The sequence below is a fragment of the Halomonas salsilacus genome (assembly GCF_051216275.1).
Taxonomy (GTDB): domain Bacteria; phylum Pseudomonadota; class Gammaproteobacteria; order Pseudomonadales; family Halomonadaceae; genus Halomonas.
The window spans coordinates 664,253-690,359 of record NZ_JBPKAQ010000001.1; the positions used below are offsets into that span (position 1 = coordinate 664,253).

Annotated in this window: 24 protein-coding genes; 16 read left to right on the forward strand and 8 right to left on the reverse strand. The window is 67.7% G+C overall.

Annotated elements, in window-relative coordinates; translation table 11 throughout:
* The first annotated feature begins 41 nt into the window (after positions 1 to 41).
* A complete protein-coding gene (gene pepN, locus ACR80S_RS02970) occupies positions 42 to 2,687 on the forward strand; it encodes an aminopeptidase N (RefSeq protein WP_435402533.1) in 2,646 nt (881 codons plus the stop codon).
* A gap of 115 nt (positions 2,688 to 2,802) precedes the next feature.
* Here pepN and ACR80S_RS02975 read toward each other — a convergent pair whose 3' ends face one another.
* The 4 genes from ACR80S_RS02975 to ACR80S_RS02990 are packed head-to-tail and all read right to left on the reverse strand — an operon-like array spanning position 2,803 to position 5,368.
* Complete coding sequence (locus ACR80S_RS02975) at positions 2,803 to 3,090, reverse strand: hypothetical protein (protein WP_435402534.1); 288 nt, start codon at positions 3,088 to 3,090, stop codon at positions 2,803 to 2,805.
* Between the two features lie 18 nt (positions 3,091 to 3,108).
* On the reverse strand, positions 3,109 to 3,495 hold the full coding sequence (locus ACR80S_RS02980; RefSeq protein ID WP_435400818.1) for a CBS domain-containing protein: 387 nt from the start codon (positions 3,493 to 3,495) through the stop codon (positions 3,109 to 3,111).
* Between the two features lie 29 nt (positions 3,496 to 3,524).
* The gene (locus ACR80S_RS02985; protein WP_435400819.1) at positions 3,525 to 3,875 is read right to left on the reverse strand and encodes a transcriptional regulator; all 351 of its coding nucleotides are present in this window, start codon (positions 3,873 to 3,875) and stop codon (positions 3,525 to 3,527) included.
* A complete protein-coding gene (locus ACR80S_RS02990; RefSeq protein WP_435400820.1) occupies positions 3,872 to 5,368 on the reverse strand; it encodes a DUF1538 domain-containing protein in 1,497 nt (498 codons plus the stop codon). The genes ACR80S_RS02985 and ACR80S_RS02990 overlap by 4 nt, the downstream gene beginning before the upstream one ends.
* Positions 5,369 to 5,572: 204 nt before the next feature.
* Between ACR80S_RS02990 and ACR80S_RS02995 the strand changes: the two genes are divergently transcribed.
* From ACR80S_RS02995 to ACR80S_RS03005, 3 genes are all read left to right on the forward strand, one after another.
* Positions 5,573 to 6,169, forward strand: coding sequence for a LemA family protein (locus tag ACR80S_RS02995; RefSeq protein WP_435402535.1), 597 nt, complete (start codon positions 5,573 to 5,575; stop codon positions 6,167 to 6,169).
* A gap of 13 nt (positions 6,170 to 6,182) precedes the next feature.
* Positions 6,183 to 8,144 (forward strand): M48 family metallopeptidase, encoded by a 1,962-nt coding sequence (locus ACR80S_RS03000; RefSeq protein WP_435402536.1) that lies wholly within the window; start codon positions 6,183 to 6,185, stop codon positions 8,142 to 8,144.
* An 81-nt stretch (positions 8,145 to 8,225) separates the two neighbouring features.
* Positions 8,226 to 8,918, forward strand: coding sequence for a hypothetical protein (locus ACR80S_RS03005; protein WP_435402537.1), 693 nt, complete (start codon positions 8,226 to 8,228; stop codon positions 8,916 to 8,918).
* A gap of 101 nt (positions 8,919 to 9,019) precedes the next feature.
* Here ACR80S_RS03005 and ACR80S_RS03010 read toward each other — a convergent pair whose 3' ends face one another.
* Positions 9,020 to 9,226 carry a cold-shock protein gene (locus ACR80S_RS03010; RefSeq protein ID WP_290905627.1) on the reverse strand — a complete coding sequence of 69 codons (207 nt, stop codon included), beginning with the start codon at positions 9,224 to 9,226 and terminating at the stop codon, positions 9,020 to 9,022.
* 278 nt (positions 9,227 to 9,504) lie between these two features.
* On the opposite strand from ACR80S_RS03010, the gene ACR80S_RS03015 reads away from it, so the two are divergent.
* The gene (locus ACR80S_RS03015; protein WP_435402538.1) at positions 9,505 to 10,149 is read left to right on the forward strand and encodes a LysE family translocator; all 645 of its coding nucleotides are present in this window, start codon (positions 9,505 to 9,507) and stop codon (positions 10,147 to 10,149) included.
* 15 nt (positions 10,150 to 10,164) lie between these two features.
* Here ACR80S_RS03015 and ACR80S_RS03020 read toward each other — a convergent pair whose 3' ends face one another.
* The gene (locus tag ACR80S_RS03020; RefSeq protein ID WP_435402539.1) at positions 10,165 to 12,135 is read right to left on the reverse strand and encodes a transglycosylase SLT domain-containing protein; all 1,971 of its coding nucleotides are present in this window, start codon (positions 12,133 to 12,135) and stop codon (positions 10,165 to 10,167) included.
* A gap of 224 nt (positions 12,136 to 12,359) precedes the next feature.
* Here ACR80S_RS03020 and ACR80S_RS03025 point away from each other — a divergent pair, with 224 nt between their 5' ends.
* From ACR80S_RS03025 to sixA, 7 genes are all read left to right on the forward strand, one after another.
* Positions 12,360 to 12,869: a PaaI family thioesterase gene (locus ACR80S_RS03025; protein ID WP_435400826.1), complete on the forward strand. Its 510-nt coding sequence runs from the start codon at positions 12,360 to 12,362 to the stop codon at positions 12,867 to 12,869.
* Positions 12,862 to 13,320: a PaaI family thioesterase gene (locus tag ACR80S_RS03030; protein ID WP_435400827.1), complete on the forward strand. Its 459-nt coding sequence runs from the start codon at positions 12,862 to 12,864 to the stop codon at positions 13,318 to 13,320. The genes ACR80S_RS03025 and ACR80S_RS03030 overlap by 8 nt, the downstream gene beginning before the upstream one ends.
* A gap of 116 nt (positions 13,321 to 13,436) precedes the next feature.
* Complete coding sequence (gene htpG, locus ACR80S_RS03035) at positions 13,437 to 15,341, forward strand: molecular chaperone HtpG (protein ID WP_435402540.1); 1,905 nt, start codon at positions 13,437 to 13,439, stop codon at positions 15,339 to 15,341.
* A gap of 242 nt (positions 15,342 to 15,583) precedes the next feature.
* Positions 15,584 to 17,155, forward strand: a complete 1,572-nt coding sequence (locus ACR80S_RS03040) for a Re/Si-specific NAD(P)(+) transhydrogenase subunit alpha (protein ID WP_435400829.1) — start codon at positions 15,584 to 15,586, stop codon at positions 17,153 to 17,155.
* 16 nt (positions 17,156 to 17,171) lie between these two features.
* Positions 17,172 to 18,614 carry an NAD(P)(+) transhydrogenase (Re/Si-specific) subunit beta gene (locus ACR80S_RS03045; protein WP_435400830.1) on the forward strand — a complete coding sequence of 481 codons (1,443 nt, stop codon included), beginning with the start codon at positions 17,172 to 17,174 and terminating at the stop codon, positions 18,612 to 18,614.
* Between the two features lie 159 nt (positions 18,615 to 18,773).
* Positions 18,774 to 19,841: an NAD(P)H-dependent glycerol-3-phosphate dehydrogenase gene (locus ACR80S_RS03050; protein WP_435400831.1), complete on the forward strand. Its 1,068-nt coding sequence runs from the start codon at positions 18,774 to 18,776 to the stop codon at positions 19,839 to 19,841.
* Positions 19,834 to 20,331 (forward strand): phosphohistidine phosphatase SixA, encoded by a 498-nt coding sequence (sixA, locus tag ACR80S_RS03055; protein ID WP_435400832.1) that lies wholly within the window; start codon positions 19,834 to 19,836, stop codon positions 20,329 to 20,331. Before ACR80S_RS03050 ends, sixA begins: the two co-directional genes overlap by 8 nt.
* 54 nt (positions 20,332 to 20,385) lie before the next feature.
* Here the strand turns inward: sixA and ACR80S_RS03060 are convergent, their stop codons facing one another.
* Positions 20,386 to 21,333, reverse strand: coding sequence for an AEC family transporter (locus ACR80S_RS03060; RefSeq protein WP_435402541.1), 948 nt, complete (start codon positions 21,331 to 21,333; stop codon positions 20,386 to 20,388).
* Between the two features lie 225 nt (positions 21,334 to 21,558).
* On the opposite strand from ACR80S_RS03060, the gene ACR80S_RS03065 reads away from it, so the two are divergent.
* Genes ACR80S_RS03065 through ACR80S_RS03075 form a run of 3 tightly spaced genes read left to right on the forward strand, consistent with a single transcriptional unit; the run spans position 21,559 to position 24,328 of the window.
* Entirely contained in the window at positions 21,559 to 22,368 is an 810-nt protein-coding gene (locus tag ACR80S_RS03065; RefSeq protein ID WP_435402542.1) for an alpha/beta fold hydrolase, read from the forward strand.
* The gene (locus tag ACR80S_RS03070; protein WP_435400835.1) at positions 22,365 to 23,243 is read left to right on the forward strand and encodes an alpha/beta fold hydrolase; all 879 of its coding nucleotides are present in this window, start codon (positions 22,365 to 22,367) and stop codon (positions 23,241 to 23,243) included. Before ACR80S_RS03065 ends, ACR80S_RS03070 begins: the two co-directional genes overlap by 4 nt.
* A gap of 5 nt (positions 23,244 to 23,248) precedes the next feature.
* Positions 23,249 to 24,328, forward strand: a complete 1,080-nt coding sequence (locus ACR80S_RS03075) for a patatin-like phospholipase family protein (protein WP_435402543.1) — start codon at positions 23,249 to 23,251, stop codon at positions 24,326 to 24,328.
* Positions 24,329 to 24,338: 10 nt separating this feature from the next.
* Here the strand turns inward: ACR80S_RS03075 and ACR80S_RS03080 are convergent, their stop codons facing one another.
* Positions 24,339 to 24,911 carry a Smr/MutS family protein gene (locus tag ACR80S_RS03080; protein WP_435400837.1) on the reverse strand — a complete coding sequence of 191 codons (573 nt, stop codon included), beginning with the start codon at positions 24,909 to 24,911 and terminating at the stop codon, positions 24,339 to 24,341.
* A gap of 239 nt (positions 24,912 to 25,150) precedes the next feature.
* Here ACR80S_RS03080 and prmB point away from each other — a divergent pair, with 239 nt between their 5' ends.
* Entirely contained in the window at positions 25,151 to 26,098 is a 948-nt protein-coding gene (prmB, locus tag ACR80S_RS03085) for a 50S ribosomal protein L3 N(5)-glutamine methyltransferase (RefSeq protein WP_435400838.1), read from the forward strand.
* The last annotated feature ends 9 nt before the right edge of the window (positions 26,099 to 26,107 follow it).

Consider the following 26,107-nt stretch of genomic DNA (forward strand, 5'->3'; position numbering starts at 1 on the left):
GCGCCGTACAATGGTGGCCATTTCCGACAGGAGCATCCCGAATGTCCGATCCCCAGGCGACCCATCTCAGCGACTACCGCTCTCCCGCCTACCGTGTGACCCGCACCGAGTTGACCTTCGACCTGGACCCGGCCGCCACCCGCGTGAAGGCCTGCCTGCACTTGGAACGCCACTCCGAGCGCGCGGACGGCGAGCCGTTGGAACTCCACGGCGAGGGGCTGGCCCTCAAGACCATTGCCGTGGATGGCCAGCCGCTTGAGGCAGACGAATATGCGGTGGGCAATGCCGGGCTGATCGTCCACCGGGTGCCAGAGCACTTCCGGCTCGACACCGAGGTAGAGATCGATCCCGAGGCGAATACCGCTCTGGAGGGCCTCTACCGTTCGGGCAGCATGTACTGCACCCAGTGCGAGGCCGAGGGCTTCCGTCGCATCACCTTCTACCTGGACCGCCCCGACGTCATGGCCACCTTCACCACCACGGTGATCGGTGACGCCGAGCGGGAGCCGGTATTGCTCTCCAACGGCAACCCGGTGGAGCGCGGCACGCTGCCGGGTGGCCGCCACTTCGTCACCTGGGAAGACCCGCACCCCAAGCCCAGCTACCTGTTCGCCCTGGTGGCCGGCAACCTCGAGAAGGTCGAGGATGCCTTTACCACTGCCAGCGGTCGCGAGGTGACCCTGCAGATCTGGGTGGAGGAGGAGAACCTCGGCAAGACCGACCACGCCATGGCCTCGCTGAAGCGCGCCATGCGCTGGGACGAACAGGCCTACGGGCGCGAGTATGACCTGGACCTGTTCATGATCGTGGCGGTCAACGACTTCAACATGGGCGCCATGGAGAACAAGGGGCTCAACATCTTCAACTCGGCGGCGGTGTTGACCCACCCCCACACCGCCACCGATGCGGCCTTCCAGCGGGTCGAGAGCATCGTCGCCCACGAGTACTTCCACAACTGGTCCGGCAACCGGGTGACCTGCCGCGACTGGTTCCAGCTCTCCCTCAAGGAAGGCTTCACCGTCTTCCGCGACCAGTGCTTCTCCGCCGACGCCAACTCCCCGGCGGTCAAGCGCATCGAGGACGTCTCCGTCTTCCGCACCGCCCAGTTCGCCGAGGACGCCGGCCCCACGGCCCACCCGGTGCGTCCCGATCACTACATCGAGATCGGCAACTTCTACACCCTGACCATCTACGAGAAGGGCGCCGAGGTGGTGCGCATGCTGGCCAACCTGGTGGGGGAGGCGGCCTTCCGCCGAGGCAGCGATCTCTACTTCGAGCGCTTCGACGGCCAGGCGGTGACCATCGAGGACTTCGTGGGCTGCATGGCCGAGGCCTCCGGCCTCGACCTGACCCAGTTCATGCGCTGGTATTCCCAGGCTGGCACCCCGGAGATCGATGCCTTCGGCGAATATGACTACGCTCGCGGCGAGTACCGCCTGATGCTGCGCCAGCGCACCCCGGCCACTCCGGGACAGCCGGACAAGCTGCCGCTGCACATCCCGGTCCGCCTGGGCCTGGTGGGCACCAAGAGCGGGCGCGACCTGCCGCTGACCCTGGAGGGCGAAACCCTCGGCACCGATACGGTGCTCGACCTGGGCGACGCCGAGCAGGAGTTCCTGTTCACCGACGTCTCCGAGGCCCCGGTGCCCTCGCTGCTGCGCGGCTTCTCGGCGCCGGTCAAGCTGCGCTTCCCCTACGGCCGCGAGGACCTGGCCTTCCTGCTGGCCAACGATTCCGACGGCTTCAACCGCTGGGACGCCGGCCAGCGCCTGGCCATGCTGGCCCTGGACGACCTGATCGCCGCCCACCGCAACGGCGTCGAGAAGGTCATGGATACTCGGGTGGTGGAGGCCTTCCGCGGCCTGCTCAACAGTGAGGCCGACGACAGGGCCGTGCTGGCCGAGATGCTGACGCTGCCAAGCGAAGCCTATATCGCAGAGCAGCAGCCGCTGGTGGATGTCGACGCCATCCATGCGGCACGCACCTTCGTCAAGCAGGGCCTGGCCACGGTGCTGCGTGACGACTTCCTGCGGGTCTATCGTGACAATCATCGCGAGACCCAGGGTGGCGAGCCCTATGCCCCGACCCCGGAACAGATCGCCGGGCGTAGCCTGAAGAACGTGGCGCTGTCGTACCTGATGGCCATCGAGGACGAGGAGGGGATCGCGCTGGCCCGCGAGCAGTTCGCGGCCAACCACAACATGACCGACGTGCGCCACGCCCTGACCCTGCTTAGCCACAGCCGCCGCGACGACCTCAGCGAGCCAGCGCTCAAGGCCTTCGGCGAGAAGTGGGCCCACGACCCGCTGGTGATGGACCAGTGGTTCAGCATCCAGGTCACCCGCCCGCAGCCCGATGTGCTCGACCGCGTCAGGTTTCTGATGGCGCACCCGGCCTTCTCGCTGAAGAACCCCAACAAGGTGCGCGCGCTGATCGGGACCTTCGCCGCCCAGAACCGAGTCAATTTCCACCGCATCGACGGCGCGGGCTACTGCCTGCTGGCCGACGTGGTGATCGAGCTAAACCGCCTCAACCCGGAGATCGCCGCGCGGCTGATCACGCCGCTGACCCGCTGGGCGCGCTTCGATGAGACCCGCCAGGACCTGATGAAGGCAGAACTCGAGCGCATCCGTGCCGAGAAGCTCTCGCCCAATGTGTATGAGGTCGTGGAAAAGGCGTTGGCTTGATCAACCGAAGGGAGAACGACAAGTGCCGCCTCAAGGGCGGCACTTTTCTGGTGGGCTTTTCTGGTGGGCTTTTCTGATGGGCTTGTCTGATGGGCTCTCGTGATGGAAGTGGCGATCAGTAGATGAGCCAGCTTAGCACCATGACGCCCAACAGCAGCCAAATCAGGGTGGCCAGGATGGCACGGCGCATCAGCGCGCGGAAGCCCTTCCACACCAGCCAAAGCCCGATCACCAGCACCACCAGGCTGATCAGCGACGGCGAGATGCCCAGCGCCCCCGAGAGGCCGTCCAGGAAGCCTCGGCCGGCATTGCCGATATTGGCGAAAAAGCCGGTCAGCAGGTCAACGATGAAGCGGATGACCTCGCCCAGGGTGCTGCCGATCCAGGTAAAGAACTCTTCCATGTCAGCGGGTCCCGTATGTCACTCGATCAGGTCGAGGACAGTGCCCACGATATCGTCCATGGTTACCAGGCCAACCAGGCGGTTGTCCTCCAGCACCAGCACGCGCTTGACGATGCTGTCGGTCATCAGCTTGGCCACGTGGCGGACATCCAGCGATTCTCCGACGCCGATGGCGGGCTTGGCGCAGACGTCATAGACGTTGATCAGGTCGATATCGCCGTTCTCGGCCACGATGGTCTTGACGATATTGGTGTAGGTGATCAACCCCCAGGCGTCGTGGGGGTCCTGCTGCTCCACCACCAGGCACTTGAGGCCGTGCTTCTTCATCAGTCCGAGGGCGTCGCGCAGTGTGGCGAAGGGCGAGACCGTCACCACGTCGCGCATCATGATGTCCTTGACCAGCATCTTCTACTCTCTCCGTCAGTGGTGATGGCTCAGATATCGTGCCTGAGCCGTTCCTCAAAGCGCTTGACCTGCGCCATGTCGATGCCGCCCAAGTGCTCCACGGGCAGGGTCATCACCAGCCCCTTGGAGTCATCGCCGGAGGGGTTGAGAATCTGGCGAACCGACTTGAGCACCTTGAGCGACAGCCCCTTCTCCAGGGTCATCAGCATGATGCTCTGGCTGCCCTCGAAGGTCAGGCCGAAGAAGGTCTTCTTGCGTTCGCCACCGATGCCGCGCCCAGACATCAGGGTCATGCCCACGGCGCCGGAATCGGTGGCGGCATCGATGCACTTCTGCTCCAGTTCCTCGGGCACGATGGCCACCAGCAGGGAAAACTTCATGGTTGCCTCTCTCTCCAGTGAGCCACTCGTTCCATCAGGATGGCATAGCTCATCACGGTCACGATAGGGAAGATCGAGGCGAAGGCGATCAGGCCGAAACCGTCGATCAGCACGTTGCGCCCCTCGATCTGGGTGGCCAGGCCGATGCCCAGCGCGGTCACCAGCGGCACCGTCACCTCCGAGGTGGTCACCCCCCCCAGGTCGAAGGCCAGCGCCACGATGTAGCGGGGCGCCAGGGCGGTCAGGGCGATCACCAGCAGGTAGCCGCCAATGATGTAGTAGTGAATGGAATCGCCGCTGATGATGCGGTGGACGCCGATGGTGATGCCGATGGCCACGCCCACCGCGACCAGCAGGCGGATCGCGTTGCCGTGAATCTTGCCGGCGGCGGCCTCTTCGGCCTGTTGCCCCACGGCGATCAGTGCCGGCTCGGCCATGGTGGTGGCGAAGCCGATGGCAAAGGCGAACAGGTAGACCCACAGCCAGGTGTCGAAGGTGATCAGCTGCTCGGCCATGCGCTGGCCGATGGGGAAGAGCCCCAGCTTGAGCCCCACCACGAAGGCATAGAGCCCGATGATGACCAGGGCGAAGCCGACACCCACCTTGACGGGGCTGGCCAGGGGGCGGCGCAGCACGGCGTATTGGAAAAACAGGATCACCAGGATGATCGGCAGCACATCGCGCAGCATGCTGAACAGGTCGAGAATCATGGTGACCAGGCCGGAGGGCGCCTCGGTATCGCCTTCAAGACCGACCAGAGCGGCGCCGTTGGCCACCTCGCCCGGATCGGCATAGACCAGGATGCCGTAGAGCTGCACGCTGATCATCGGCACCATAACAGCCAGCGCCACCAGGCCGAAGCCGTCGATCAGTGGATTGCGCCCGCGGATGGACGAGGCCAGGCCGATCCCCAGGGCGGCGATCAGCGGTACGGTGACGATATTGGTGGTCACCCCGCCGGAGTCGTAGGCGAGCCCGACGATCTCCTCCGGTGCGAAGAAGGTCACCGTCACCACGGTGATGTAGCCGACGATCATGTACCAGTGGAGGGGGTGGCCGAGGATGACCCGCAGCACGCCCAGGGCCATCACCAGGCCCACCGAGGTGGCCACGGTCAGGCGCAGGGTGAGGGCGTCGATGCGTCCCTCGCTGATCTCGTAGGCCTGTTCGGCCACGGCGATCAGCGCCGGTTCTGCCACCACCGCCGAGAAGCCGATGGCGAAGCCGAATGCCATGAGCAACGGCATGGAGCCGCGGCGGGCAAACTGGTTGGCGAGCCGCTTGCCCACCGGGAAGATGCTCAGCTCGAGCCCCTGCAGGAAGAGCGCGACCCCGACGGCCACGATCAGCAGGCCGGCGGCAATGCTCATGCCGCCCTCGGGCCACTCGCGCAGCAGCAAGGCCTGGAAGGCCACCACCACCACGATGATCGGCAGCAGGTTGCGCAGGGCGTGGAGAAAGGCGTGGGCGAAGTCCCTGAGTTGCTCGACCAAGTTCGGCTCCCTGAATCGTCTCTTCGAACATCCCGGTGGCGACCCCGGGGCGCCGGCCTGCTAGCCTTGAAGCTGTCCCTGCCGGGCCGGCGATTTGCGATGATAGCATCAAGCCCCCGCCGCGGCATGGCCTGCCTGGTAACCAGGCCTTGATACGGGTCAAGTCGCCGGGACTTGCCCTCCAATCTCGACAAGGAGTCGACCATGTCACTCTCGATAATCCTGCCGCTGGTGGTGCTCGGCCTGCTGGTGGTCTACGCGGTCTCCATCTTCAACCGCCTGGTGGCGCTGAAGAATCGCTACCAGAATGCCTTCGCCCAGATCGAGGTGCAGCTTAAGCGCCGCTACGACCTGATTCCCAACCTGGTGGAGACCGCCCGCGCCTACATGAGCCACGAGCGTGAGACCCTGCAGGCGGTGACCGAAGCGCGCAACGGCGCCCTGGCCGGGCTGCAGAATGCGGCGGCCCATCCCGGCGAGCCGGGCGCCATGGCCCAGTTGGCCGGCGCCGAGGGCGCGCTGGGGTCGGCTTTGGGCAGGCTCAACGTGGTAATGGAGGCCTATCCGGATCTCAAGGCCTCGGAAAACATGCAGCAGCTCTCAGAGACCCTGACCAGCACCGAGAGCCGCGTCGCCTTCGCCCGGCAGGCCTTCAACGACGCGGTGATGCAATACAACACCTACAAGCAGAGTTTCCCTCCGGTAGTCCTGGCCCCCTCGTTCGGCCACAAGCAGGACGCCGCGCTGCTGGAGTTCGAGGACAGTGCCGAGATCCAGGCTGCGCCACGCGTCAGCTTCTGAGCGGAGTCCGCCTATGGATTTCTTCACCGCCCAGGATCGCGCTCGGCGTCAGACTGGGCGCCTCGTCGTGCTGCTGCTGCTCGCCGTGGTCGGCCTGGTCGTGGCGGCCAGCGTGCTGGTGGCGCTGGCCGTGGTGCTGATGGACGGTCAACTGGGTGGTCCGGATCCGCTGGCGCGAGCGCTGGCGCCCGAGCTGTTCGCCTGGGTGACGCTTGCGGTGGTGGCCGTGGTGGTGGGCGGTGCGGTGATGCGCCACCTGCAGCTGCGCGCCGGCGGCTCGGCGGTGGCGGAGGCGCTGGGTGGCCGTCCGCTCAACCCCGAGACCCGCGACGCCGACGAGCGCAAGCTGCTCAACCTGGTGGAGGAGATGGCCATCGCTTCGGGCATGCCGGTGCCGTCGGTCTACCTGCTCGAGGATGCCGCCATCAACGCCTTCGCCGCCGGTCACGAGTCCCACGACGCCGCCATCGGCGTGACCCGGGGGGCCATCGAGCACCTCGATCGCGACCAGTTGCAGGGTGTCATCGCCCACGAATTCAGCCATATCCTCCACGGCGACATGCGCCTCAACCTGCGCCTGGTGGCGTTGCTCCACGGCATCCTGGTGATCGGCCTGATCGGCCAGCTTCTGCTGCGCGGCGCTGCGATGACGGGACGCGGACGCTCCTCGCGTCGCGGCGGCGGGGGCCATATGGCGGTGATGGCCGGGGGGGCGGCGCTGATGCTGGTGGGCTATGCCGGCACCCTGTGCGGCAACCTGATCAAGGCGGCGGTGAGCCGCCAGCGGGAGTTCCTGGCCGACGCCAGCGCCGTCCAGTACACCCGCAACCCCGAGGGCATCGGCGGGGCCCTGCAGACCCTGGCCGCCTATCGCTTGGGCTCGCGGCTGATGGCATCCCAGGCCGCGGAGTTTAGCCACCTCTATTTCGGCAGCGGCGTTCGCCATATGAGTCGGTTCACCGCCACACACCCGCCCCTTGAGGCGCGGATCCGCCGCGTGCTGCCGCGCTGGGACGGGAGCCTGCCCGAGCCCTTCGCCCCGACCCCGAAGGCGGCATCGTCACAGGACTCGGCGACTCCCTCCCGGCAAGGTTCGATTCTCGCAGGAGGAGTGAGCGGAGGGATGAGTGGCGGTTCGAGAGAGGGCATCGGGGGTGCCCTGACCGGAGCCGCCCTGGCCGGGGCGGTGGTGGCCAGCGTCGGTCAACCCGACCCCGCGGCCCTGGCCGCGGCTCGTCGCCGGCTGGCCAGCATCGACGCGCGACTGATCGACGCCGCCCATGAGCCCTTCGCCGCCCGGGCGGTGGTCTACGGCATCCTGATGGGGGTGGATCCGGCTAGCCGTGATGCCCAGCGTCGTGTGCTGGCCAACCAGGCGCTACCCGAGGTGCTCCGTGAACTCGATGCCCTGGCCGAGCTCCTGCCGAGCCTGACGCCGGGGGATCGCCTGCCGCTGATCGAACTGGCCCTGCCGCAGTTGCGCCAGCTTTCGGCGGCCCAGTTTGCCCGCTTCCGCCACTGTCTCACGGGGCTGATGGCCGCCGAGACCGTGCCGGGTGCCCTGCAGTGGGCGCTGCATCGGCTGGTGCTGGTGGGCATCGAGGGCGAACGCCGGGCACGGCGAGACCGGCGCCTGCGCGACCTGACGGGGCCACTTTCATTGCTGCTGTCCACCCTGGCGCGCAGCGGTCTGGCCTCGATGGATGAACAGCGTGAGTCCCTCGATCAGGCGGGGAGGGCGCTCGGCGTCGAACTGGATCTGGTGCGCGAGCCCTCCACGGCGGCTGAGCTGGACTGGGCCATGGAACGTCTGGCGAGGCTGGTGCAGGCCGAACGGGCAGTGTTGCTGACCGCCATGGTGTGCTGCGTGGAGCAGGATGGCCGGATCGTCCCGGAGGAGGCCGAGCTGCTGCGGGCGGTGGCCTGGACCCTGGGCTGCCCTCTGCCGCTGCGTGGTGCCCTGGGAGAGGAGTGAACCGGGTTCCGCCTTGCGGGAGGCCGGCGGCTCTGTTGCAATGTGTCACCCCCCGGAATTCAGACGTGCAGGAGCAGGAACATGCAAAAGACACCCTGGAAGCCCGCACTGCTGGCGGCCCTGATGGCCCTGGGCCTGGCCGGCTGCGGCAACGGTGACGAGCCGGCACCGGCCGAGCCCTCTGCACAGGAAGAGGCAGCGCAGGATGAAAGCGCCGAACCGGACGCTCTAGAGGATGAACTGTCTCCCGAGGAGCAGGCGGGGCTGGTCGAGGAGGAAGCGCCCGCGGCCGAGGTGACGGAGCCTGCGGCCGAGGTGCTTGACGAGGTCCCGGAGGAGATCCCCGAGGCCGAGACCCTGGGCGAGTCCCCGGCCAGCACCCTGGACGAGGGTGCGGCACTGCCTGGTGAGACCACCCGCGACGAGATCGACGCCATGCTCGAGGAGACCGAGCGACGCTTCGAGGAGGCGCAGCAGCGCATCGAGGAACAGTTCGAGGCGGCCGAGGAAGAGGCCGTCGTACCTGAGCCCATGGAGGGTGACGACGCCTTCGATACCGGTATGGACCTTGACTCTGGCCTGGATGAGGACCAGCTCGATACCGGCGGGCCGACCAGCTCCGACGTCGATGCCATCATCGCGGAGCAGGAGCGCCGCTTCGAGGAAGCCCAGCGACGCCTGGAGGAGCAGTTCGATGCGGTGGAGCAGGAGCTCCCCGAGTTCGAGCCCATGGAGGCTGACGATTTCGAGTTCGAGCCCATGGAGAGCGACTAGTCCCCGAGGCGGCCGAGCGGTCCACCAGAGAAAAAGGCCCACCGAACGGTGGGCCTTCTCGTTTCAGTGGCGACGCCGTGGGCCGCCTTTCGCGCGCCTGATCAGTCGGCAGGGCGGATGTTGGAAGCCTGAAGGCCCTTCTTGCCCTGGGTGACCTCGAAGGTAACCTTCTGGCCGTCCTGCAGGGTCTTGAAGCCGTCAGCCTGAATCTCGGAGAAGTGAGCGAACAGGTCATCACCGCCGTCGTCCGGAGAGATGAAGCCGTAACCCTTGGTGTCGTTGAACCACTTGACAGTGCCAGTTGCCATTGTCGATTTCCTTAACATACTTTAATGATCGTGCCGGGTCCGCCGGTGCGGAGGCCCGAAGTGCGTGGGCAGGACAGGGAAAGCAGTGCACACCGTGCGTGTCGAAGGAATCGAACGACAACCGACGACTTGTTTCCTGCTGACCAGCGCTGCGATACGGTGCCGAGGCACCCTGACGGGCGAGGTGTCATCAGCCCGGCCGTCAGCCGCAAAATTACTGTAGATCGAATCCCGTCGGGCAGCAAGCCCGCTTCTCGACGCAAGGAATCCGCTCGTCCATGTTCATCGATGCCCAGTTCTGGCCCTTTCTGGTGGCCATCACCCTGCTCTCCCTCAGCCCCGGAGTCGATACCCTGCTGGTGATCCGCAACACCGCCCGGGGCGGGGTGCGCGACGGCGTGCTGACCAGCCTGGCGATCTGCTGCGGGCTCTTCATCCACGCCGCGGTCTCGGCACTGGGGATCTCGCTGATCCTGCTGCAGTCGGCCTGGGCCTTCGGGCTGCTCAAGCTGGCCGGGGCCGCCTACCTGGTGTGGCTGGGCGTGCAGGGCCTCTTGGCGGCGCGGCGCGGCCAGGGACTGCCGGTGGCGGGGGTGACCGACGAGCGACGCTTGGTGCCGGTGTGGCGGCCGCTGCGCGAGGGGCTTCTCTCCAACGTGCTCAACCCCAAGACCGTGGTCTTCTACATGGCCTTCCTGCCCCAGTTCATCGCTCCCGGCGACCCGGCGCTGGCCAAGTCGCTGTTCCTGGCCGGGGTGCACTTCGTGATCGCCAACCTGTGGCAGATCAGCGTGGCGGTGATGGTGGGCGGCGCCGGGCGCCTGCTGGCCAGCCGCGCCTTCGCCCGGGGGCTCAACGGCGCCACCGGGGCGGTGCTGATCGCCTTTGGCATCAAGCTGGCGCTGGAGCGGGCCCCGGCCTAGTACCGGCCCGAAATTTCAATTTCTGGCCAGCAGCGAACGGTCGTATCGCACCGTCTTTTCCGTCGGGCTCAGCATGGAGACGCCGCGGCTGTCGCCGCCGTTGGCCAGGCTCTCGAAGATCGCCCGATAGGAGAGCACCGCCTGCACGTAGAGGCGGGTCTCGCGGAAGGGGATGCTCTCCACGAAGAGGTCGAACTCCTCCGGGGCGTCGGCCAGCCAACGGTCGACCCGGCCGGGGCCGGCGTTGTAGGCCGCCGCCGCGGCCAGGCGATTGCCGCTGTAGCGGTCGAGCATGTCGCGGATGTAGGTGCTGCCCAGGCGGATATTGAGCGCCGGGTCGAGCACCCCGTAGGCCCCGGGGTCACTGATGCCCAGTTGGCGCGCCAGCTGGGTGGCGGTGCCGGGCATCACCTGCATCAGGCCGCGGGCGCCGGCGGGGGAGACTGCCGTGGGGTTGTAGGCGCTCTCGCGGCGGGCGATGCCCATCAGCAGGTAGGGGTCGACCCCCGTCATGCGGCCCCAATGCAGGAAGTGCTCGCGGTAGGCCTCGGGGAAGCGCCAGTCCAGAGCGTCCCACATGCGCCCGGTGATGGTGGTCTGCACCAGCTTGGCGTGCCAGCCGCGGCGCTGGGCGTAGTCGGCCAGCGCCCGTGCCTCATGCTCGCCGACGCGCTCCACGGCCGCATACCATTCGCTGGCGGCCAGGCCCGGCTCATTGATGCGCAGCAGCGCTTCGGTGCGCTGCACGGTGGGCCAGCGGGCCACCTGCTTGCGGTAGCTGTCGTCGAAGCCGTTGCGCTCCAGGTTGAGGGCGTAGGGCTGGTTGATACGGTCGGCCGCGGCGAAGCCGAAGAAGCTGCGCCCCTGGGCGGCCAGGGCGTAGGCCTCCCGGGCGCGGGCATTGTCGCCCAGCTGCTCATGGGCGCGCCCCGCCCAGTAGTGCCAGCGGCTGTCGTCGCGGGTTTCTGGCGTCATGCGATCCAGCCAGCTCAATACCCCGCGCCAATCGCGCTCGCCGAGGGCGGCGCGCACGCGCAGCTCAAGCAGGTCGGCGTCGCTGCGCCCGGCCAGGGCCTGGTCGACCCAGGCGCGATGCTGACGGATATCGCGGACCAGGGAGTAGAAGATCAGGTCGCGTTCGATGGCGTCATGGTGCTCGCGTTCGATGGGCAGATGGAGAGCGATCTTGCGCCACGCCTCCAGGGCCGCCTCGGTGTTGGCGCGGGTGAAGCCGTGCATGGCGGCGGCGAACAGCGGTCCGGAGCCACGGCACTCAGGCCCCAGGCAGGTCGGCACCCGGGTCACGGCGGCGAAGTCGCCCGAGAGGCGCTCCATGACCCGACGCGCCTCGTCCCAGCGGCTGCCGAGCTGGCGGCCCAGGTAGCCGGCAAGCCCCGACTCACCGGCCTGCCAGGCCAGCATCTTGCGCTCCCAGACTTGCTGCTCGCCGATCACGCCGCGGCTGCGCAGGGCGCCGAACAGGTTGTCGCAGGCATCCGGCTGGGAACGACCCACCCTCCACAGGGCCACTCCGCCCTCGGCGGCGGCCTGAGGATCGCTGCCCAGCAGGGCGGAGTAGTAGTAGCACTGACGGGCGGTGCCGGCGGGTTCGCCGTCGGCCACGGCAAGCAGGCTGCCATAGCGGCCGGCGTGGCCATACTGGGCGATGGCCTGCCCGCGCAGCCACTCGCCCAGCGGCGAGTCCTTGTGACGTTCGATGAAGTCGAGGATCTGGCCCGGCTCGGCCTGGGGCAGGCGTCCGCGCAGGCGGTGGTACTCCACGTAGCCGGCCAGCGGATGGCCGGCTATGGCCCGCTGGTCGATGCGCTCCCACTGCTGACTGCGGGCGGCCTCCAGAGCATTGCGCAGGGCACGGTCGTCGGCCTGGGCCAGCGGCAGCGAGAAGGGCAGCGACAGCGTCAGGGCGGCCAGCAGGGTGCTGAGGCGCCGGGCGCCGCGCTTCGGGGCGGGGTGGCGTTGGCGCATGGCAAGGATCTCCGGGTGTTGATGTTCGATGGCTTCTCTTTATGGCATCCATCGTGGCGCATTCCCGGCGTCAAGGGTAGGGGGGAAGGGAACGGGAGGTGGCACTGCGTTGACGGGCGACGCCTTGTGCCGCGGCAGGCGCAGGACTAGCCTTGGGAGTCTTTCAAACGCTTGTTGGAAAGCATGTGATGATACACGTTGACGAGTTATGGAGGTGCCCAGGTGTGACGCCGAGTTCCGATCGATCCCCCGACGCCTGGCGACGAGCCCTGACCCGCTTCGTGCGCGTGATCCCACATACCCGCGAGCTGGGCCTCGAGGTGCTCGAGGTGATCGCCGAACGTACCCTGATGCGCCTGCCGTGGTGTGACGAACTACTGGGTGACAGTGCCCGGGGCCTGGTCCACGGTGGCGTGCTGACCATGCTGCTGGACACCGTATGCGGCAGTGCCGTGCTGCGTGGGCTGCCTGAGCCGGAGGTGTGTCCAACCCTGGACCTGCGCGTCGACCACTTCCGTCCGGCGTTGGCGGGCCTGGCGCTCTACGCCGAGGCCCGGGTGGTCAGGGTCACCGCCTCGGTGGTCTTTACCGAGGGTACCCTGTGGCAGGAGGAGGGGAAGCCGGTGGCCCGGTGCATCGGAAATTTCGTGCGGCTGGGGCCGCGCAACACCCCACCCGGCTTCGCCGAGGCGCTGTTTGCGGACCAGAGTGACGAGGAGGTACGAGATGCCTGACGGCTTCGATGATGTGGCATGGCTCGAGCGCACCCGTGGGGAAGGGGATGTGGCGGCCTGGTTGTCGCTGGTGCCCTATGCCCAGCGCCTCGGTGTTTCGGCTGAGGCGGACCCCGTCGGCGAGGGACTGCTCTTCCGGCTCGAGCCCCATGCCGGCAACATCGGCAACGTGCTGCTGCCGGCGTTGCACGGCGGTGTGGTCGCCGCCTTCATGGAGACCGCCGCCACCCTGGACCTGATGCTGGCCGCCCGGGAAGCGAGGCTGCCGCGGATCGTCGACCTCTCCATCGACTACCTGCGCACCGCACGGGCGGTGCCCACCTTCGCCCGCTGCTCGCTGCTGCGTGAGGGACGACGCCTGGCCAATGTTCAGGTGACGGCGTGGCAGGAGAGCGAATCGGTTCCGGTAGCCACGGCGCGGCTGCACTTCGTGCTGGGCGAGTCCGGATGAGATGAGGCCTGACTGGCGCCAAGGCTTGAAAAGCGTCCGCGGGGCCCCATATCGGCGACAGTGATTCACACCGCGGCACCGCTCGCCGCAGAACATGTCGACGAGGTTCAGGACACATGACCACCGCCACGCACGAAGAAACCCTTGGCTTCCAGACCGAGGTCAAGCAGCTGCTGCACCTGATGATCCACTCCCTCTACTCCAACCGGGAGATCTTTCTGCGCGAGTTGATCTCCAACGCCGCCGATGCCTGCGACAAGCTGCGCTACGCGGCGCTGGACAACGATGCGCTCTATGAGGGCGACAGCGAGCTGCGCATAGAGATCGAACACGACGCCGAGGCAGGCACCGTCACCGTGCGCGACAACGGCATCGGCATGACCCGCGACGAGGTGATCTCGAACCTCGGCACCATCGCCCGTTCCGGCACCGCCGATTTCCTCAAGCAACTCTCCGGCGAGCAGCAGAAGGACGCCCGGCTGATCGGCCAGTTCGGCGTCGGCTTCTATTCCGGCTTCATCGTCGCCGACGAGATCAGCGTGCGCACCCGCAAGGCGGGAAGCGAAAAGGCCGAGGGTGTGGAGTGGCGCTCCAGGGGCGAGGGTGAGTTCAGCGTGGGCGACATCGAGCGCGAGCCTCATGGCACGGAGATCGTGCTGCACCTGAAGGAAGACGCCAGGGAGTTTGCCGACGACTTCCGCCTGCAGAGCCTGGTGCGCAAGTACTCCGACCACATCGAGGTGCCGGTGTGCATGCCGAAGGTCGAGAAGGCCCGCGACGAGGAGGGCAAGGAGATCGAGGGTAGCGAGACCGTCTCCTGGGAGACCGTCAACGAGGCCACCGCGCTCTGGTCACGCCCCAAGGGCGAGATCTCAGAAGAGGAGTACCAAGCCTTCTACAAGCATGTGGCCCACGACTTCAGCGACCCGCTGACCTGGAGCCACAACAAGGTCGAGGGCAAGCTCGAGTACACGAGCCTGCTCTACGTGCCAGGCCGCGCGCCCTTCGATCTCTATGAGCGTGACGGCGCCCGCGGCGTGAAGCTCTATGTGCAGCGCGTCTTCATCATGGACGACGCCGAGCAGTTCCTGCCGCTCTACCTGCGCTTCATCAAGGGGGTGCTGGACACTCGCGAGCTGTCGCTCAACGTCTCCCGCGAGCTGCTGCAGCAGGATCCCAAGGTCGAGAAGATCCGCTCCGCGCTGACCAAGCGGGCGCTGGACATGCTCAAGAAACTGGCCAAGGACAAGGCGGCCTACCAGACCTTCTGGACCACTTTCGGCAGCGTGCTCAAGGAGGGGCCGGCGGAGGACTTCGCCAACCGCGAGAAGATCGCCGGCCTGCTGCGCTTCTCCACCACCCACACCGACAGCACCACCCAGGATCAGTCCCTGGCCGACTACGTGGAACGCATGCAGGAGGGTCAGCAGAAGATCTATTACATCGTCGCCGACGGCTTCAACGCGGCCAAGTCGAGCCCCCATCTTGAGATCTTCCGCAAGAAGGGCATCGAGGTGCTGCTGCTGACTGACCGCGTCGACGAATGGTTGATGAGCCATCTCAATGACTACGACGGCAAGGCCTTCGTCGACGTGGCCAAGGGCGAACTCGACCTCGGCGACATCGAGGGCGAGGAGGAGAAGCAGGCTCAGGAGGAGACTGCCAAGGCCAAGGAGGACCTGGTCAAGCGGGTCAAGGAGGCGCTGGGCGACCAAGTTCAGGAGGTCAAGGTGACCCACCGCCTGACCGATTCGCCGGCCTGCGTGGTGCTACCCGAGCACGAGATGGGCTTCCAGATGCGCCGCATCATGGAGGCCGCCGGCCAGCCGATGCCGGAGGTCAAGCCGATCCTCGAGCTCAACCCCGTCCACGCCCTGGTGGCCAAGCTCGAGGGTGTCGAGGGCGAGGCCTTCGGTGATCTGGCCCACGTGCTGCTGGACCAGGCGATCATCGCCGAGGGCGGCCACCTGGATGACCCGGCCGCCTACGTCAAGCGTCTCAACGCCCTGTTGACGGCCTGAACTGCGGCGGCCCCAGGCCGTGCCGCGCCGCTATGCTCCCAATGCCCCCCGTTGGCCACCCAGGTCAGCGGGGGGCGTCGTTTTTTGGGGTGCTGTGGCGAGTGCCGAGCCGCGACAGGCTGTCACGTTGAACTTGATCCGCTCGCTCCGGTGTGCTGCTCTATGTGACTCTGGTTGATAGAAGACGATCGACGCCTTGGGCGTTTAACTTTGTCCGGCAACCTGCATTCAGGAGAACAAACGTGAAGATTGGCGCACCCAAGGAGAGTGCCCGGGGGGAAGCGCGTGTCGCGCTGACCCCCGAGAGCGCCCAGCAGATACAGAAACTGGGCCACGAGTGTCTGGTGGAGAGCGGAGCCGGTGAGGCGGCGGGCTTCACTGACGAAGCTTACCGCGAGGCGGGCGTTACCGTCATCGAGGGGGCCGAGGCCCTGTGGCGAGACGCCGAGGTGGTGGTCAAGGTCCGCGAACCCTCGGAGGAGGAGGCCGATCGCCTGGGCGAGGGACAGACGCTGATCAGCTTCTTCTGGCCGGCCCAGAGCGAGGCGCTGCTGGAACGCTGCCGCGCGAAGGGGGCCAGCGTGATTGCCATGGACATGGTGCCGCGCATCTCCCGGGCCCAGAAGATGGACGCGCTCTCTTCCATGGCCAACATCGCCGGCTACCGGGCGGTAATCGAGGCGGGCAACAACTTCGGGCGCTTCTTCACCGGCCAGGTGACGGCCGCCGGCAAGGTCCCCCCGGCCAAGGTGCTGGTGATCGGGGCCGGGGTGGCGGGTCTGGCCGCCACCGGCACGGCGGTGAGCCTGGGCGCCATGGTGCGTGCCTTTGATGTGAGGCCCGAGGTGGCCGAGCAGATCGAGTCCATGGGTGCCGAGTTCGTGTTCCTCGACTTCGAGGAGAGCCAGGACGGCGCCGAGACCGGCGGCTATGCAGCCCCCTCCAGCCCCGAGTTCCGCGAGAAGCAGCTCGAGTGCTTCCGCGCCCAGGCGCCCGAGATCGATATCGTCATCACCACGGCGCTGATACCCGGCCGCCCGGCCCCCAAGCTGTGGCTGGAGGACATGGTTGCGGCCATGAAGCCCGGCTCGGTGATCATCGACCTGGCCGCCGAGAAGGGCGGCAACTGCGACCTGACCGTCGCCGACGAGCGAGTGGTCAGCGACAACGGTGTGGTCGTCGTCGGCTATACCGATTTCCCCTCACGCATGGCGACCCAGGCATCGCTGCTCTACGCCACCAACATCCGCCATATGCTCACGGACCTGACGCCGGAAAAGGATGGCGTGGTGGTGCATGACATGGAGGACGATGTGATTCGTGGCGCCACGGTGACTCACCATGGCGAGATCACCTTCCCGCCGCCACCGCCCAAGGTGAAGGCCATCGCCGCGGCCAAGCCCAAGCCCAAGGAGAAGGCGCCGACGCCGGAGGAGAAGAAGGCCGCCGAACGGGTTGTCTTCAAGGACCAGACCAAGCGCCAGGCCATCATGCTCGGCGTGGGGGGTGCCCTGATGCTGGTGCTGGCGCAGATCGCCCCGGCCTCCTTCATGCAGCACTTCATCGTCTTCGTCCTGGCCTGCTTCGTGGGCTTCCAGGTGATCTGGAACGTCAGCCACTCGCTGCATACGCCGCTGATGGCGCTGACCAATGCCATCTCCGGGATCATCATTCTCGGTGCCGTGCTGCAGATCGGTTCGGGGAACTGGGTCGTCATGCTGTTGGCGGGTATCTCGGTGCTGATCGCTACCATCAATATCGTGGGCGGCTTCCTGGTGACACGCCGGATGCTGGCCATGTTCCAGAAGTCGTGAGCGGCGGAGAGAACACATGCTGAGTCAAGGATTTGTATCAGCCGCAGCGATTGCGGCAAGTGTGCTCTTCATCCTCTCCCTGGGGGGGCTGAGCAATCAGGAGAAGGCCAAGCGGGCGGTGTGGTACGGCATCGTCGGCATGGCGTTGGCGGTGCTGTTCACCGCCTTCGGCCCCGGTATCGGCGCCCAGTGGCTGATGATTCCCCTGATCATCATCGGCGCGGCGATCGGCTGGGTCGTGGCCAAGCGGGTCGCCATGACCGAGATGCCCCAGCTGGTGGCGGCGCTGCACAGTTTCGTGGGTCTGGCTGCGGTGTTCGTGGCCTGGAACGCCGACCTTGAGCGCCGCCGGGTGCTGGCCGTTCAGGCCCTGGGAGGCGCCACCGAGCAGTTCTCGGCCTTCGCTGCCATGGTGGCCACCAAGGCGCCGGACGAGCTGACCTTCCTTCAGGTAGAAGTGATATTCGCCATCTTCATCGGTGCGGTGACCTTCACCGGCTCGGTGATCGCCTTCGGAAAGCTGGCCGGCAAGGTCGACGGCAAGTCCAGGCAGCTGCCCGGTGGCCACAAGCTCAACGCGGGTGCCGCGGCGCTGTCGCTGCTACTGGCCATCTTCTACCTCAATGGTGCCGGCTTCTGGACCCTGCTGCTGCTGGCCGCCCTGGCGTTCTTCATCGGCTACCACCTGATCATGGGTATTGGCGGGGCCGACATGCCGGTGGTGGTGTCGATGCTCAACAGCTATTCGGGCTGGGCGGCGGCGGCCATCGGCTTCACCCTCTCCAACGACCTCTTGATTGTGACCGGCGCCCTGGTGGGCTCCTCGGGTGCGATCCTCTCCTACATCATGTGCAAGGCGATGAACCGCAACTTCGTCAGCGTGATCCTGGGGGGCTTCGGCGGCACCCAGGGGCCCGCGGCGGAGATCGAGGGCGAGCAGGTGTCCATCGATGCCGGTGGCGTCGCGGCGACGCTCAACAACGCCGACAGCGTGATCATCGTGCCGGGCTACGGCATGGCGGTGGCCCAGGCCCAGAACGCGGTCAGCGAACTGGTGCGCAAGCTGCGCGCCGCCGGCAAGGAGGTTCGCTTCGCCATACACCCGGTGGCCGGGCGCCTGCCGGGGCACATGAACGTGCTGCTGGCTGAGGCGCGGGTGCCCTACGATATCGTCATGGAGATGGACGAGATCAACGATGACTTTCCCAAGACGGACGTGGCGATCGTCATCGGCTCCAACGATATCGTTAACCCGGCGGCCCAGGAGGACCCCAACAGCCCCATCGCCGGCATGCCGGTGCTGGAGGTGTGGAAGTCGCGGGTGGTCTTCGTCTGCAAGCGTGGCCAGGGCACCGGCTACTCGGGTATCGAGAACCCGCTGTTCTACAAGGAGAACACCCGGATGTTCTACGGTGACGCCCGCGAGAGCATCGATTCGCTGCTGTCGTTGATCGACTAGGCCAGAGGGTGTCGGCCTGCCGTGACGGCCGGTCGACAGGGAGGTTCGCGGGGCCCGAATCGGCTGACGATTCGGGCCCCTTTTTCGCTACAATCGTGACTCCATTGTCCACGATTCCATCCACCATCCCGATTTCATCCACACAGGCGGGGGCCGAGCATGGCAGAGGAACAGATGAAGGTGGCGGTGCTGGGGGGCGGCAGCTTCGGCACTGCCCTGGCCAGCATCGCCGCCGACAATGGCTCACGGGTGCGCCAGTGGCTGCGTGACCCCGAGCTGGCTGAGCAGATCAATCGGGAGCATCGCAATGGCCGCTACCTGCCCGACTATGCGATCAATCCCGCGGTGGTCGCCTCCACCGACATGGCCGAGGTGCTGAGCGGTGCCGGCCTGGTCCTGGTGGCGATCCCCTCAAAGGCCTTTCGCGAGGTGGTTCGCCAGGCACGCCCCTGGCTGACCTCGGACCAGATTCTGGTCAGCACCACCAAGGGCATCCAGGAGGAGGGCTTCAAGCTGATGAGCCAGATCCTGGAGGAGGAGACCGGCTTCCCCCATATCGGCGTGATCTCCGGACCCAACCTGGCCTCGGAGGTCGCCCAGAAGCAGCTCACCGCCACGGTGATCGCCAGCGACGACCCCGAGACCCGTACCCGGGTGCAGACGGCGCTTGGCTGCGACTACTTTCGGGTCTACGCCAGCAACGACCGGCACGGCGTCGAGCTGGGCGGGGCGCTGAAGAACATCTACGCCATCTCGGCCGGCATGGCCGCCGCGCTGGGGATGGGCGAGAACACCCGCAGCATGCTGATGACCCGGGCGCTGGCCGAGATGAGCCGCTTCGCCGTCTATCGGGGCGCCAATCCCATGACCTTCCTGGGGCTAGCCGGGGTGGGCGACCTGATCGTGACCTGCTCCTCGGCCCTCTCGCGCAACTACCGGGTCGGCTATGCCCTGGGCGAGGGCCGCACCCTGGATGAGGCGGTGGCGGCGCTGGGCCAGGTGGCCGAGGGGGTCAATACCGTCCGTTTGGTGCGCGACATGGCCCGCCAGGAGGGCGTCTACATGCCACTGGCCGAGGGGCTCTACCAGGTGCTCTTCAAGGGGGTGCCGGCCAAGGAGATGGCCCGTATGCTGATGCTCGGCGAGCAGAGCAGCGACGTGGAGTTCGTGCTGGCCCGCGAGGATGTGCAGCGCGCCCACCGCAAGGGCGGGGGCGGAAATGGCTGAGCGCCTGCTGATCCTGCGCCATGGCGAGGCGGGGCCGGGACGACCGGACGCCGAACGCCAACTCACCGGGCGCGGGCATGACGAGATTCGCCGCATGGCGGCCTGGCTGGCCGGGCGCGACGACCTCGCGAGCCTGCGCCTGCTGGCCAGCCCCTATGTTCGTGCGCAGCAGACCGCCGCCATCATCGGCGAGAGGCTTGGCGTCCCGATGGAGACGCTGCCGATCCTCACCCCCGACGACAACCCCACGGCGGTGGCCGACTGGCTGCTGACACAGCCCGGCGGGGGCCCCCTGCTGTTGGTGAGCCATATGCCGCTGGTGGGGGCACTTACCGGCCTTCTGGTGGAGGGCCGCGTCGAACGTGGCCCGGGCTTTCACACCGCGGCCCTGGCGGAACTCGAGGCCGAGGTGTGGGCGGCGGGCTGCGCCCGGCTGGTGCATTTTGTCTCTCCTGCGACTGTTTCACCCAGTCCTGTCGGTCGCGGCTGATCCGTCGACAGTCCTGAGGGGGGGGGCCACCGGCGCCGCTTGCTCTAAGCATGACTAGATCAGCCCTGCGACCTTGAGCCCGAAGGCGCCGACGGTGATGGTCAGGCTGGCCATCAGGGTGGTCAGGGCGATGATGTTGGCGGTCAGGACGGCGTTGCCGCCCATGGCCTTGGCCATGACGAAGGCAGCTGCCGCCGTGGGGCTGGCGAAGAACAGGAATAGCACGCCGAGCTCACGACCCTCGAAGCCGACCAGCCAGGCCGCCGTGGTGGCCAGTACCGGCACTGCGACCATCTTCAGCACGCTGGCGCTGGTGGCCAGGCGCCCGGATTCGCGGATGGCGTCCAGCGACAGGGTGGCGCCGATGCAGATCAGCGCCAGTGGCAGGGTGAGGGAGGCGAAGTACTCGCCGGAGGTCATCAGCCAGCGGGGCAGGTTCAACTCCAGGGCCGCCACCGGGACGGCGGCCACGACGGCCAGGATCAGCGGGTTGCGCGCGATGTGGGACAGGATGCTGCGCCAGTCGGCGCTGTGGCCCTCCTGGTAGGTGGCCAGTGCAACCACCGAGAAGGCGTTGTAGGTTAGGATCACCACCCCGAGCAACAGCCCCCCGGCGGAAAGGCCGTAGTCGCCGTACATGCCCGCCGCCAGCGCCAGGCCCACGATGCCGCAGTTGCCGCGAAAGGCCCCCTGAATGTAGACCCCACGCTCCTCGTAGGGGACCCGAAGTCGGGCCCACCCCCAGCAAAACAGGAAGCTGCCCAGGGTGGCCAGGGCGAAGAACCCCAGCAGTGTCGGGTTGAGGGTCGCGTCCAGATCGGCCCTGATGATGCTCAGGAAGATCAGCGCCGGCATGGTGCCGCGGAACACCAGCTGGGAGGCGGTGGAGACGAAGGCGGCATCGATCCAGCCGACGCGTTTGAGGCCCAGGCCGATGAACACCATGGCGAACACTGGCAGCGTGACCTCCAGGGTCTGGAAGAAGAGCGCGGAAAGGGTCATGGGGCCAGCCTCCTAGCGGGCCAGCCACAGGCCGAGGATGATCGCGGCGATCACCGCGGCGAAGAAGATGCGATTGCGGGGTCGGGTGTCGCGAGGGGGCTTGGGGGTGGGGTTCACAGGGGCTCCAGAGAAGGGTCGGGTCGGGAGGTGACTTGGCGAATCATGGTAATCCCGTTAGCCTGCTACGGCCAGAAGGGCCCCGCCCGCTCGATCACGGATGCCGCCATGACCCAAACACCCGACCGTCCCCGCCTGCTCTTCGCCCATGCCAACGGCTTTCCCGGCTCGAGCTATCGCAGTTTCCTCGGACCGCTGGCCGAACGCTTCGATGTCCAGCTCCTCGATCGCCTGGGCCACCATCCCGATTTCCCGGTTGGCCACAACTGGCTGGCGCTGCGTGATGAACTGCTCCATGCCCTGGAGGGCGCCGATGAGCCGGTGATCGGCGTAGGTCACTCCATGGGCGGCGTGTTGATGGCCATGGCCGCCGAGGCCGCGCCCGAGCGCTTTCGCTGCGTGGTGATGCTCGACCCGCCGCTGATGCTGGGGCTCGATGCCTGGGCCATGAAGGTCGCCAAGCGCTTCGGCTTCGTGGAACGGGTGACCCCGGCCGGGCAGAGCCGTGGCCGGCGGACCCTGTGGCCCGACCGCGAGGCCATGCGCGACGCGCTCCGGCGGCGCCAGCTGTTCCGGCGCTTCACCCCGGAGGCCCTCGACGACTACGTGCAGGGGGGCACCCGACTGCTCGACGATGGCCAGGCGGTACTGATCTACGACCCCCAGGTGGAGGTGGATATCTTCTGTCACCTGCCGGACCACCTGGGCGACCTGCCGAGGCGGCTGAGAGTGCCCTACGCGCTGCTCGCCGGCGAGGGCTCCGATCTGCTGACGCCGCGCCGCCGCCGGCGCCTGGCGCGCCACGGCGTGCCGGTGAGCCTGGTGCCGGGAACCCACATGTTCCCCATGGAGTACCCGGACGAGGCCCGCGAGACCCTGCTGGAGACCCTCGATGCCCTGCTGGAGACGCGCCCATGATCGGACCCTGCGAACTGCGCCTGGCCGATGACCGCCTGGCGGCCCTGGCGTGGGGCGAGGCGGGTGCGCCGACCTGGCTGGCCCTGCACGGCTGGCTCGATAACGCCGCCAGCTTCTCGCGGCTGGCACCGCGGCTGGTGGAACGCATGGGGATCCGGGTGGTGGCCCTGGACTTCGCCGGCCATGGCCACTCGGCTCATTCGCCGGGGGACTACGCCCTGTGGGACTACTGTCACGACGTGCTGGACGTCGCCGATGAACTGGGCCTTCCGCGGCTGGCCCTGCTGGCCCACTCCATGGGGGCCGGGGTCGCCGGCCTGGTCGCCGCGGCCCTGCCCGAGCGGCTCTCGCGGCTGGTGCTGATCGATGGCCTGGGGGCGGTGACCACCGAGGCCAAGCGCGCCCCTGGCCAGCTACGACGGGGCTTGCTGGCCCATCGACGCGCGGCCTCCCCGGCACCGCACTATCCTGACAGGGAGACCGCCGTGGCTGCGCGGGTCGCCGGTGGTGCCACGCCCATCGATGCCGACACCGCCGCTCCCCTGGTCGAGAGAAACCTCAAGGCGCTGGAGGGCGGGCGGGTAGGCCTGCGCACCGACAGCCGTCTGGTCCGGCCGTCGCCGGTGCGCTTCTGCCCGGAGCAGGTGCTGGCCTGCCTGGGGGCGATCCGCTGCCCCGCGCTGCTGGTGGAAGGGGAGGCGGGCATCCTGGGCGAGAGCGAGCGTGCCGCTGCGGCTCGTTCGACCCTGTCGGGGCTTGTGCGGCGGGTGCTACCAGGCGGTCACCACTTGCACCTCGAGGCGGACGCCGTGGCCGAGGTGGCCGCCACGATCGCAGCATGGAGCGAAGCCATCGGCCACTCGTCAGAGGAGTGAGGGCCATGAACGGAGCAAGACAGCAGGGCAAACGGGTCGCCCTGGTGCTGGGGAGCGGCGGCGCGCGTGGCTACGCCCATATCGGGGTCATTGATGAGCTCGAGGCGCGGGGCTACGAGATCGTGGCGATCGCCGGCTGCTCCATGGGCGCCCTGATCGGCGGCGTCTATGCGGCCGGGCAGCTCAAGGGCTACCGCGACTGGGTGTGTCGCCTTGACTACTTCGACGTGCTCAAGCTGGTGGACGTGACCTGGAGTCCCATGGGCGCCATGCGGGCCAGCAAGGTGATGGGCAAACTGGAGAGTCTGATCGGCGATACCCGCATCGAGGACCTGGCGATCCCCGTCACCACGGTGGCCACCGACCTGACCCGCCAGCGCGAGGTGTGGTTCCAGAGTGGCCCGCTGCTGGAGGCGATTCGCGCCTCCATCGCCGTGCCCGGCGTGATCACCCCGGTGCACCGTGGGGACCAGGTGCTGGTGGACGGCGGCCTGCTCAACCCGCTGCCGATCATGCCCATCGTCTCCGCCCACGCCGATCTGGTGCTGGCGGTCAACGTCACCGCCCACAGCCCGCAGCCGGTGACCCTTGACGAGCTGCTGCCGCCGGATCAAGCCGAGGAGGAGCGTGCCCGGGAGCGCGCGCGCGACGCCGGCGGCATCGATTTCGGCGGCTGGGTCGAGGAGGTCAGGAGCGCCGCGGGTCGCTGGTTCACTGGCCTGGGGGCGGGCAACGGCCGTGTGGATGATGAGGAGGGCGACCAGAGCGAGGCGGGCATCCGCCGCCGCGAGTGGGGAAGGTTGGACATGGTGCTGGCCTCCTTCGACATCACCCAGGCGGCACTCGCCAAGTACAAGGTGGCGGGTTATCCGCCCGATGTGCTGATCGAGGTGCCCAAGACGGTGTGTGGTGCCTACGAGTTCCATCGCGCGGAGGCGCTGATCACCCTGGGTCGCCATCTGACGGTGGAGGCGCTGGATCGCTTCGAGGGGCGCAGCCACCCCGGCTGGGGCGGGCGAGACGTGGTGGTGGGCCCCGGGCATTCGCCGACACTCTCCCCGAGCGTGCCCGAGCCGGGCGAATAAGGAGGAGGGATCAGGCCTCGCCGCGGCGTCGCAGCAGTACATAGAGGGCGCCGGTGCCGCCGTCGGCCTCGATGGCCGATGTGAAGGCCAGTACGGCCGGCCACTCGCGCAGCCAGGCGTTCACATGGCTCTTGATTACCGGATAGTCGCTGGCAGCGCCCCACGCCTTGCCGTGGACTACCAGCACGCAGCGGCGCCGTTCGGCGCTCGCCTCGCGCAGGAAGGCCTCGAGCTCGGTGCGGGCCTCCTCCAGGGTGTAGCCATGCAGGTCAAGCCCCGCCTCCCAGGCCAGCTGGCCGCGCTTGAGCCGCTGGCGGGTGCGCCAGGGCAGATCGGGCAGGGCAAACTCCAGATACTCCGAGGGGCGAACCGCCTCGACCCGCCCGTCGGAGGTGCGGCCGGTGCCGCCGGTCTCGTTCGCCGCCTGGGCGGCGGCGCGACGCTCGGCGATGGCCGCATCCTCGCGTCGCTCACGCCCGGGGTCGGCGCGGTTGGTGCGCAGGCGACGCACGCCGGCCTCCCTCAGCGCCTGGCGGAAGGCGCTGATCTCGTCGTCGTCCGGGCGGTGGCGGTCTCGGCTCATGGCGGTGTGGGGCCAGTNCGGTTGGTGCGCAGGCGACGCACGCCGGCCTCCCTCAGCGCCTGGCGGAAGGCGCTGATCTCGTCGTCGTCCGGGCGGTGGCGGTCTCGGCTCATGGCGGTGTGGGGCCAGTCGGGAAGGTCAGGGGGCAACCAGTATAACCAGCGTGGCGTGGCTGTGAACCGTCCCGGCGGTTACAATCGGTCAGCTTGCCTGATTCGCCCGACAACACAGGATGCCCCGTGGCCGCCCGCAACGACACCTCCTCGACCCTATCGCTTCCCGATGCCGAGCTGCGCGATGGCCTGATCACTCTGCGCGACTGCCTGCGCTGGGCGGCCAGCGAGTTTCACCTGGCCGGGCTCTTCTACGGCCACGGCACCGAATCCGCCTGGGATGAGGCGGTGGCGCTGACCCTGGGCGCCCTGCACCTGCCCTGGAACGTCGATCCGGCGGTGCTCGACGCCCGCCTGCTGCCCGTCGAGCGCGGGCGCATCGTGGCCCTGGTGCGCGAGCGCATTACGACGCGCCGCCCGTTGCCCTACCTGCTGGGCGAGGCCTTCTTTGCCGGCTACCCCTTCGACGTGGACGAACGGGTGCTGATCCCGCGCTCGCCCATCGCCGAGCTGATCGAGCACGGCTTCGCCGCCTGGTTTCCCGAAGAGTCGCCGGTCCGGGTGCTCGACCTTTGCGCCGGCTCCGGCTGCATTGGCATCGCCACCGCCCTGCACCTGCCCACCTGCGAGGTGGACCTCGGCGATCTCAGCCAGGAGGCCCTGGCGGTGGCCCGCCAGAACATCACCCGCCACGACGTGGGCGAGCGGGTGCGTGCGGTCGAGTCCGACCTCTTCGCCCGGCTGCCCGGGCGCTATGACCTGATCGTCTCAAACCCGCCTTATGTGGATGCCCGCGACCTGGCTACCATGCCCGCCGAGTTCCTCCACGAGCCGGCGCTGGCGTTGGGCGCCGGCAGCGACGGCCTGGAGGTCGTGCGGCGCATCCTGGGCGAGGCCCGGGAGCATCTCACCGAGCGCGGCGTGCTGATCGTCGAGGTCGGCAACTCTGACCGCCACCTGGAGTCCGCCTTCCCCGAGGTGCCTTTCCTGTGGCTCGAATTCGAGCGAGGCGGCCAGGGGGTGTTCGCCCTCACCGCCGCTGAACTCGACGCCCATGCGGCGTCCTTCGCCTGATCCACGCCC

Excerpts from the sequence above, each read along its gene's own strand:
- htpG (WP_435402540.1), top strand. The coding sequence starts at position 13,437 with ATGACCACCGCCACGCACGAAGAAACCCTTGGCTTCCAGACCGAGGTC.
- ACR80S_RS03050 (WP_435400831.1), top strand. The coding sequence starts at position 18,774 with ATGGCAGAGGAACAGATGAAGGTGGCGGTGCTGGGGGGCGGCAGCTTC.
- ACR80S_RS03045 (WP_435400830.1), top strand. The coding sequence starts at position 17,172 with ATGCTGAGTCAAGGATTTGTATCAGCCGCAGCGATTGCGGCAAGTGTG.
- ACR80S_RS03070 (WP_435400835.1), top strand. The coding sequence starts at position 22,365 with ATGATCGGACCCTGCGAACTGCGCCTGGCCGATGACCGCCTGGCGGCC.
- ACR80S_RS02980 (WP_435400818.1), bottom strand. The coding sequence starts at position 3,495 with ATGCTGGTCAAGGACATCATGATGCGCGACGTGGTGACGGTCTCGCCC.
- sixA (WP_435400832.1), top strand. The coding sequence starts at position 19,834 with ATGGCTGAGCGCCTGCTGATCCTGCGCCATGGCGAGGCGGGGCCGGGA.
- ACR80S_RS03030 (WP_435400827.1), top strand. The coding sequence starts at position 12,862 with ATGCCTGACGGCTTCGATGATGTGGCATGGCTCGAGCGCACCCGTGGG.
- ACR80S_RS03020 (WP_435402539.1), bottom strand. The coding sequence starts at position 12,135 with ATGCGCCAACGCCACCCCGCCCCGAAGCGCGGCGCCCGGCGCCTCAGC.
- ACR80S_RS03010 (WP_290905627.1), bottom strand. The coding sequence starts at position 9,226 with ATGGCAACTGGCACTGTCAAGTGGTTCAACGACACCAAGGGTTACGGC.
- ACR80S_RS03080 (WP_435400837.1), bottom strand. The coding sequence starts at position 24,911 with ATGAGCCGAGACCGCCACCGCCCGGACGACGACGAGATCAGCGCCTTC.
- ACR80S_RS03065 (WP_435402542.1), top strand. The coding sequence starts at position 21,559 with ATGACCCAAACACCCGACCGTCCCCGCCTGCTCTTCGCCCATGCCAAC.
- ACR80S_RS03000 (WP_435402536.1), top strand. The coding sequence starts at position 6,183 with ATGGATTTCTTCACCGCCCAGGATCGCGCTCGGCGTCAGACTGGGCGC.
- ACR80S_RS02985 (WP_435400819.1), bottom strand. The coding sequence starts at position 3,875 with ATGAAGTTTTCCCTGCTGGTGGCCATCGTGCCCGAGGAACTGGAGCAG.
- ACR80S_RS03005 (WP_435402537.1), top strand. The coding sequence starts at position 8,226 with ATGCAAAAGACACCCTGGAAGCCCGCACTGCTGGCGGCCCTGATGGCC.
- ACR80S_RS02995 (WP_435402535.1), top strand. The coding sequence starts at position 5,573 with ATGTCACTCTCGATAATCCTGCCGCTGGTGGTGCTCGGCCTGCTGGTG.
- ACR80S_RS03075 (WP_435402543.1), top strand. The coding sequence starts at position 23,249 with ATGAACGGAGCAAGACAGCAGGGCAAACGGGTCGCCCTGGTGCTGGGG.
- ACR80S_RS03015 (WP_435402538.1), top strand. The coding sequence starts at position 9,505 with ATGTTCATCGATGCCCAGTTCTGGCCCTTTCTGGTGGCCATCACCCTG.
- ACR80S_RS02975 (WP_435402534.1), bottom strand. The coding sequence starts at position 3,090 with ATGGAAGAGTTCTTTACCTGGATCGGCAGCACCCTGGGCGAGGTCATC.
- pepN (WP_435402533.1), top strand. The coding sequence starts at position 42 with ATGTCCGATCCCCAGGCGACCCATCTCAGCGACTACCGCTCTCCCGCC.
- ACR80S_RS03060 (WP_435402541.1), bottom strand. The coding sequence starts at position 21,333 with ATGACCCTTTCCGCGCTCTTCTTCCAGACCCTGGAGGTCACGCTGCCA.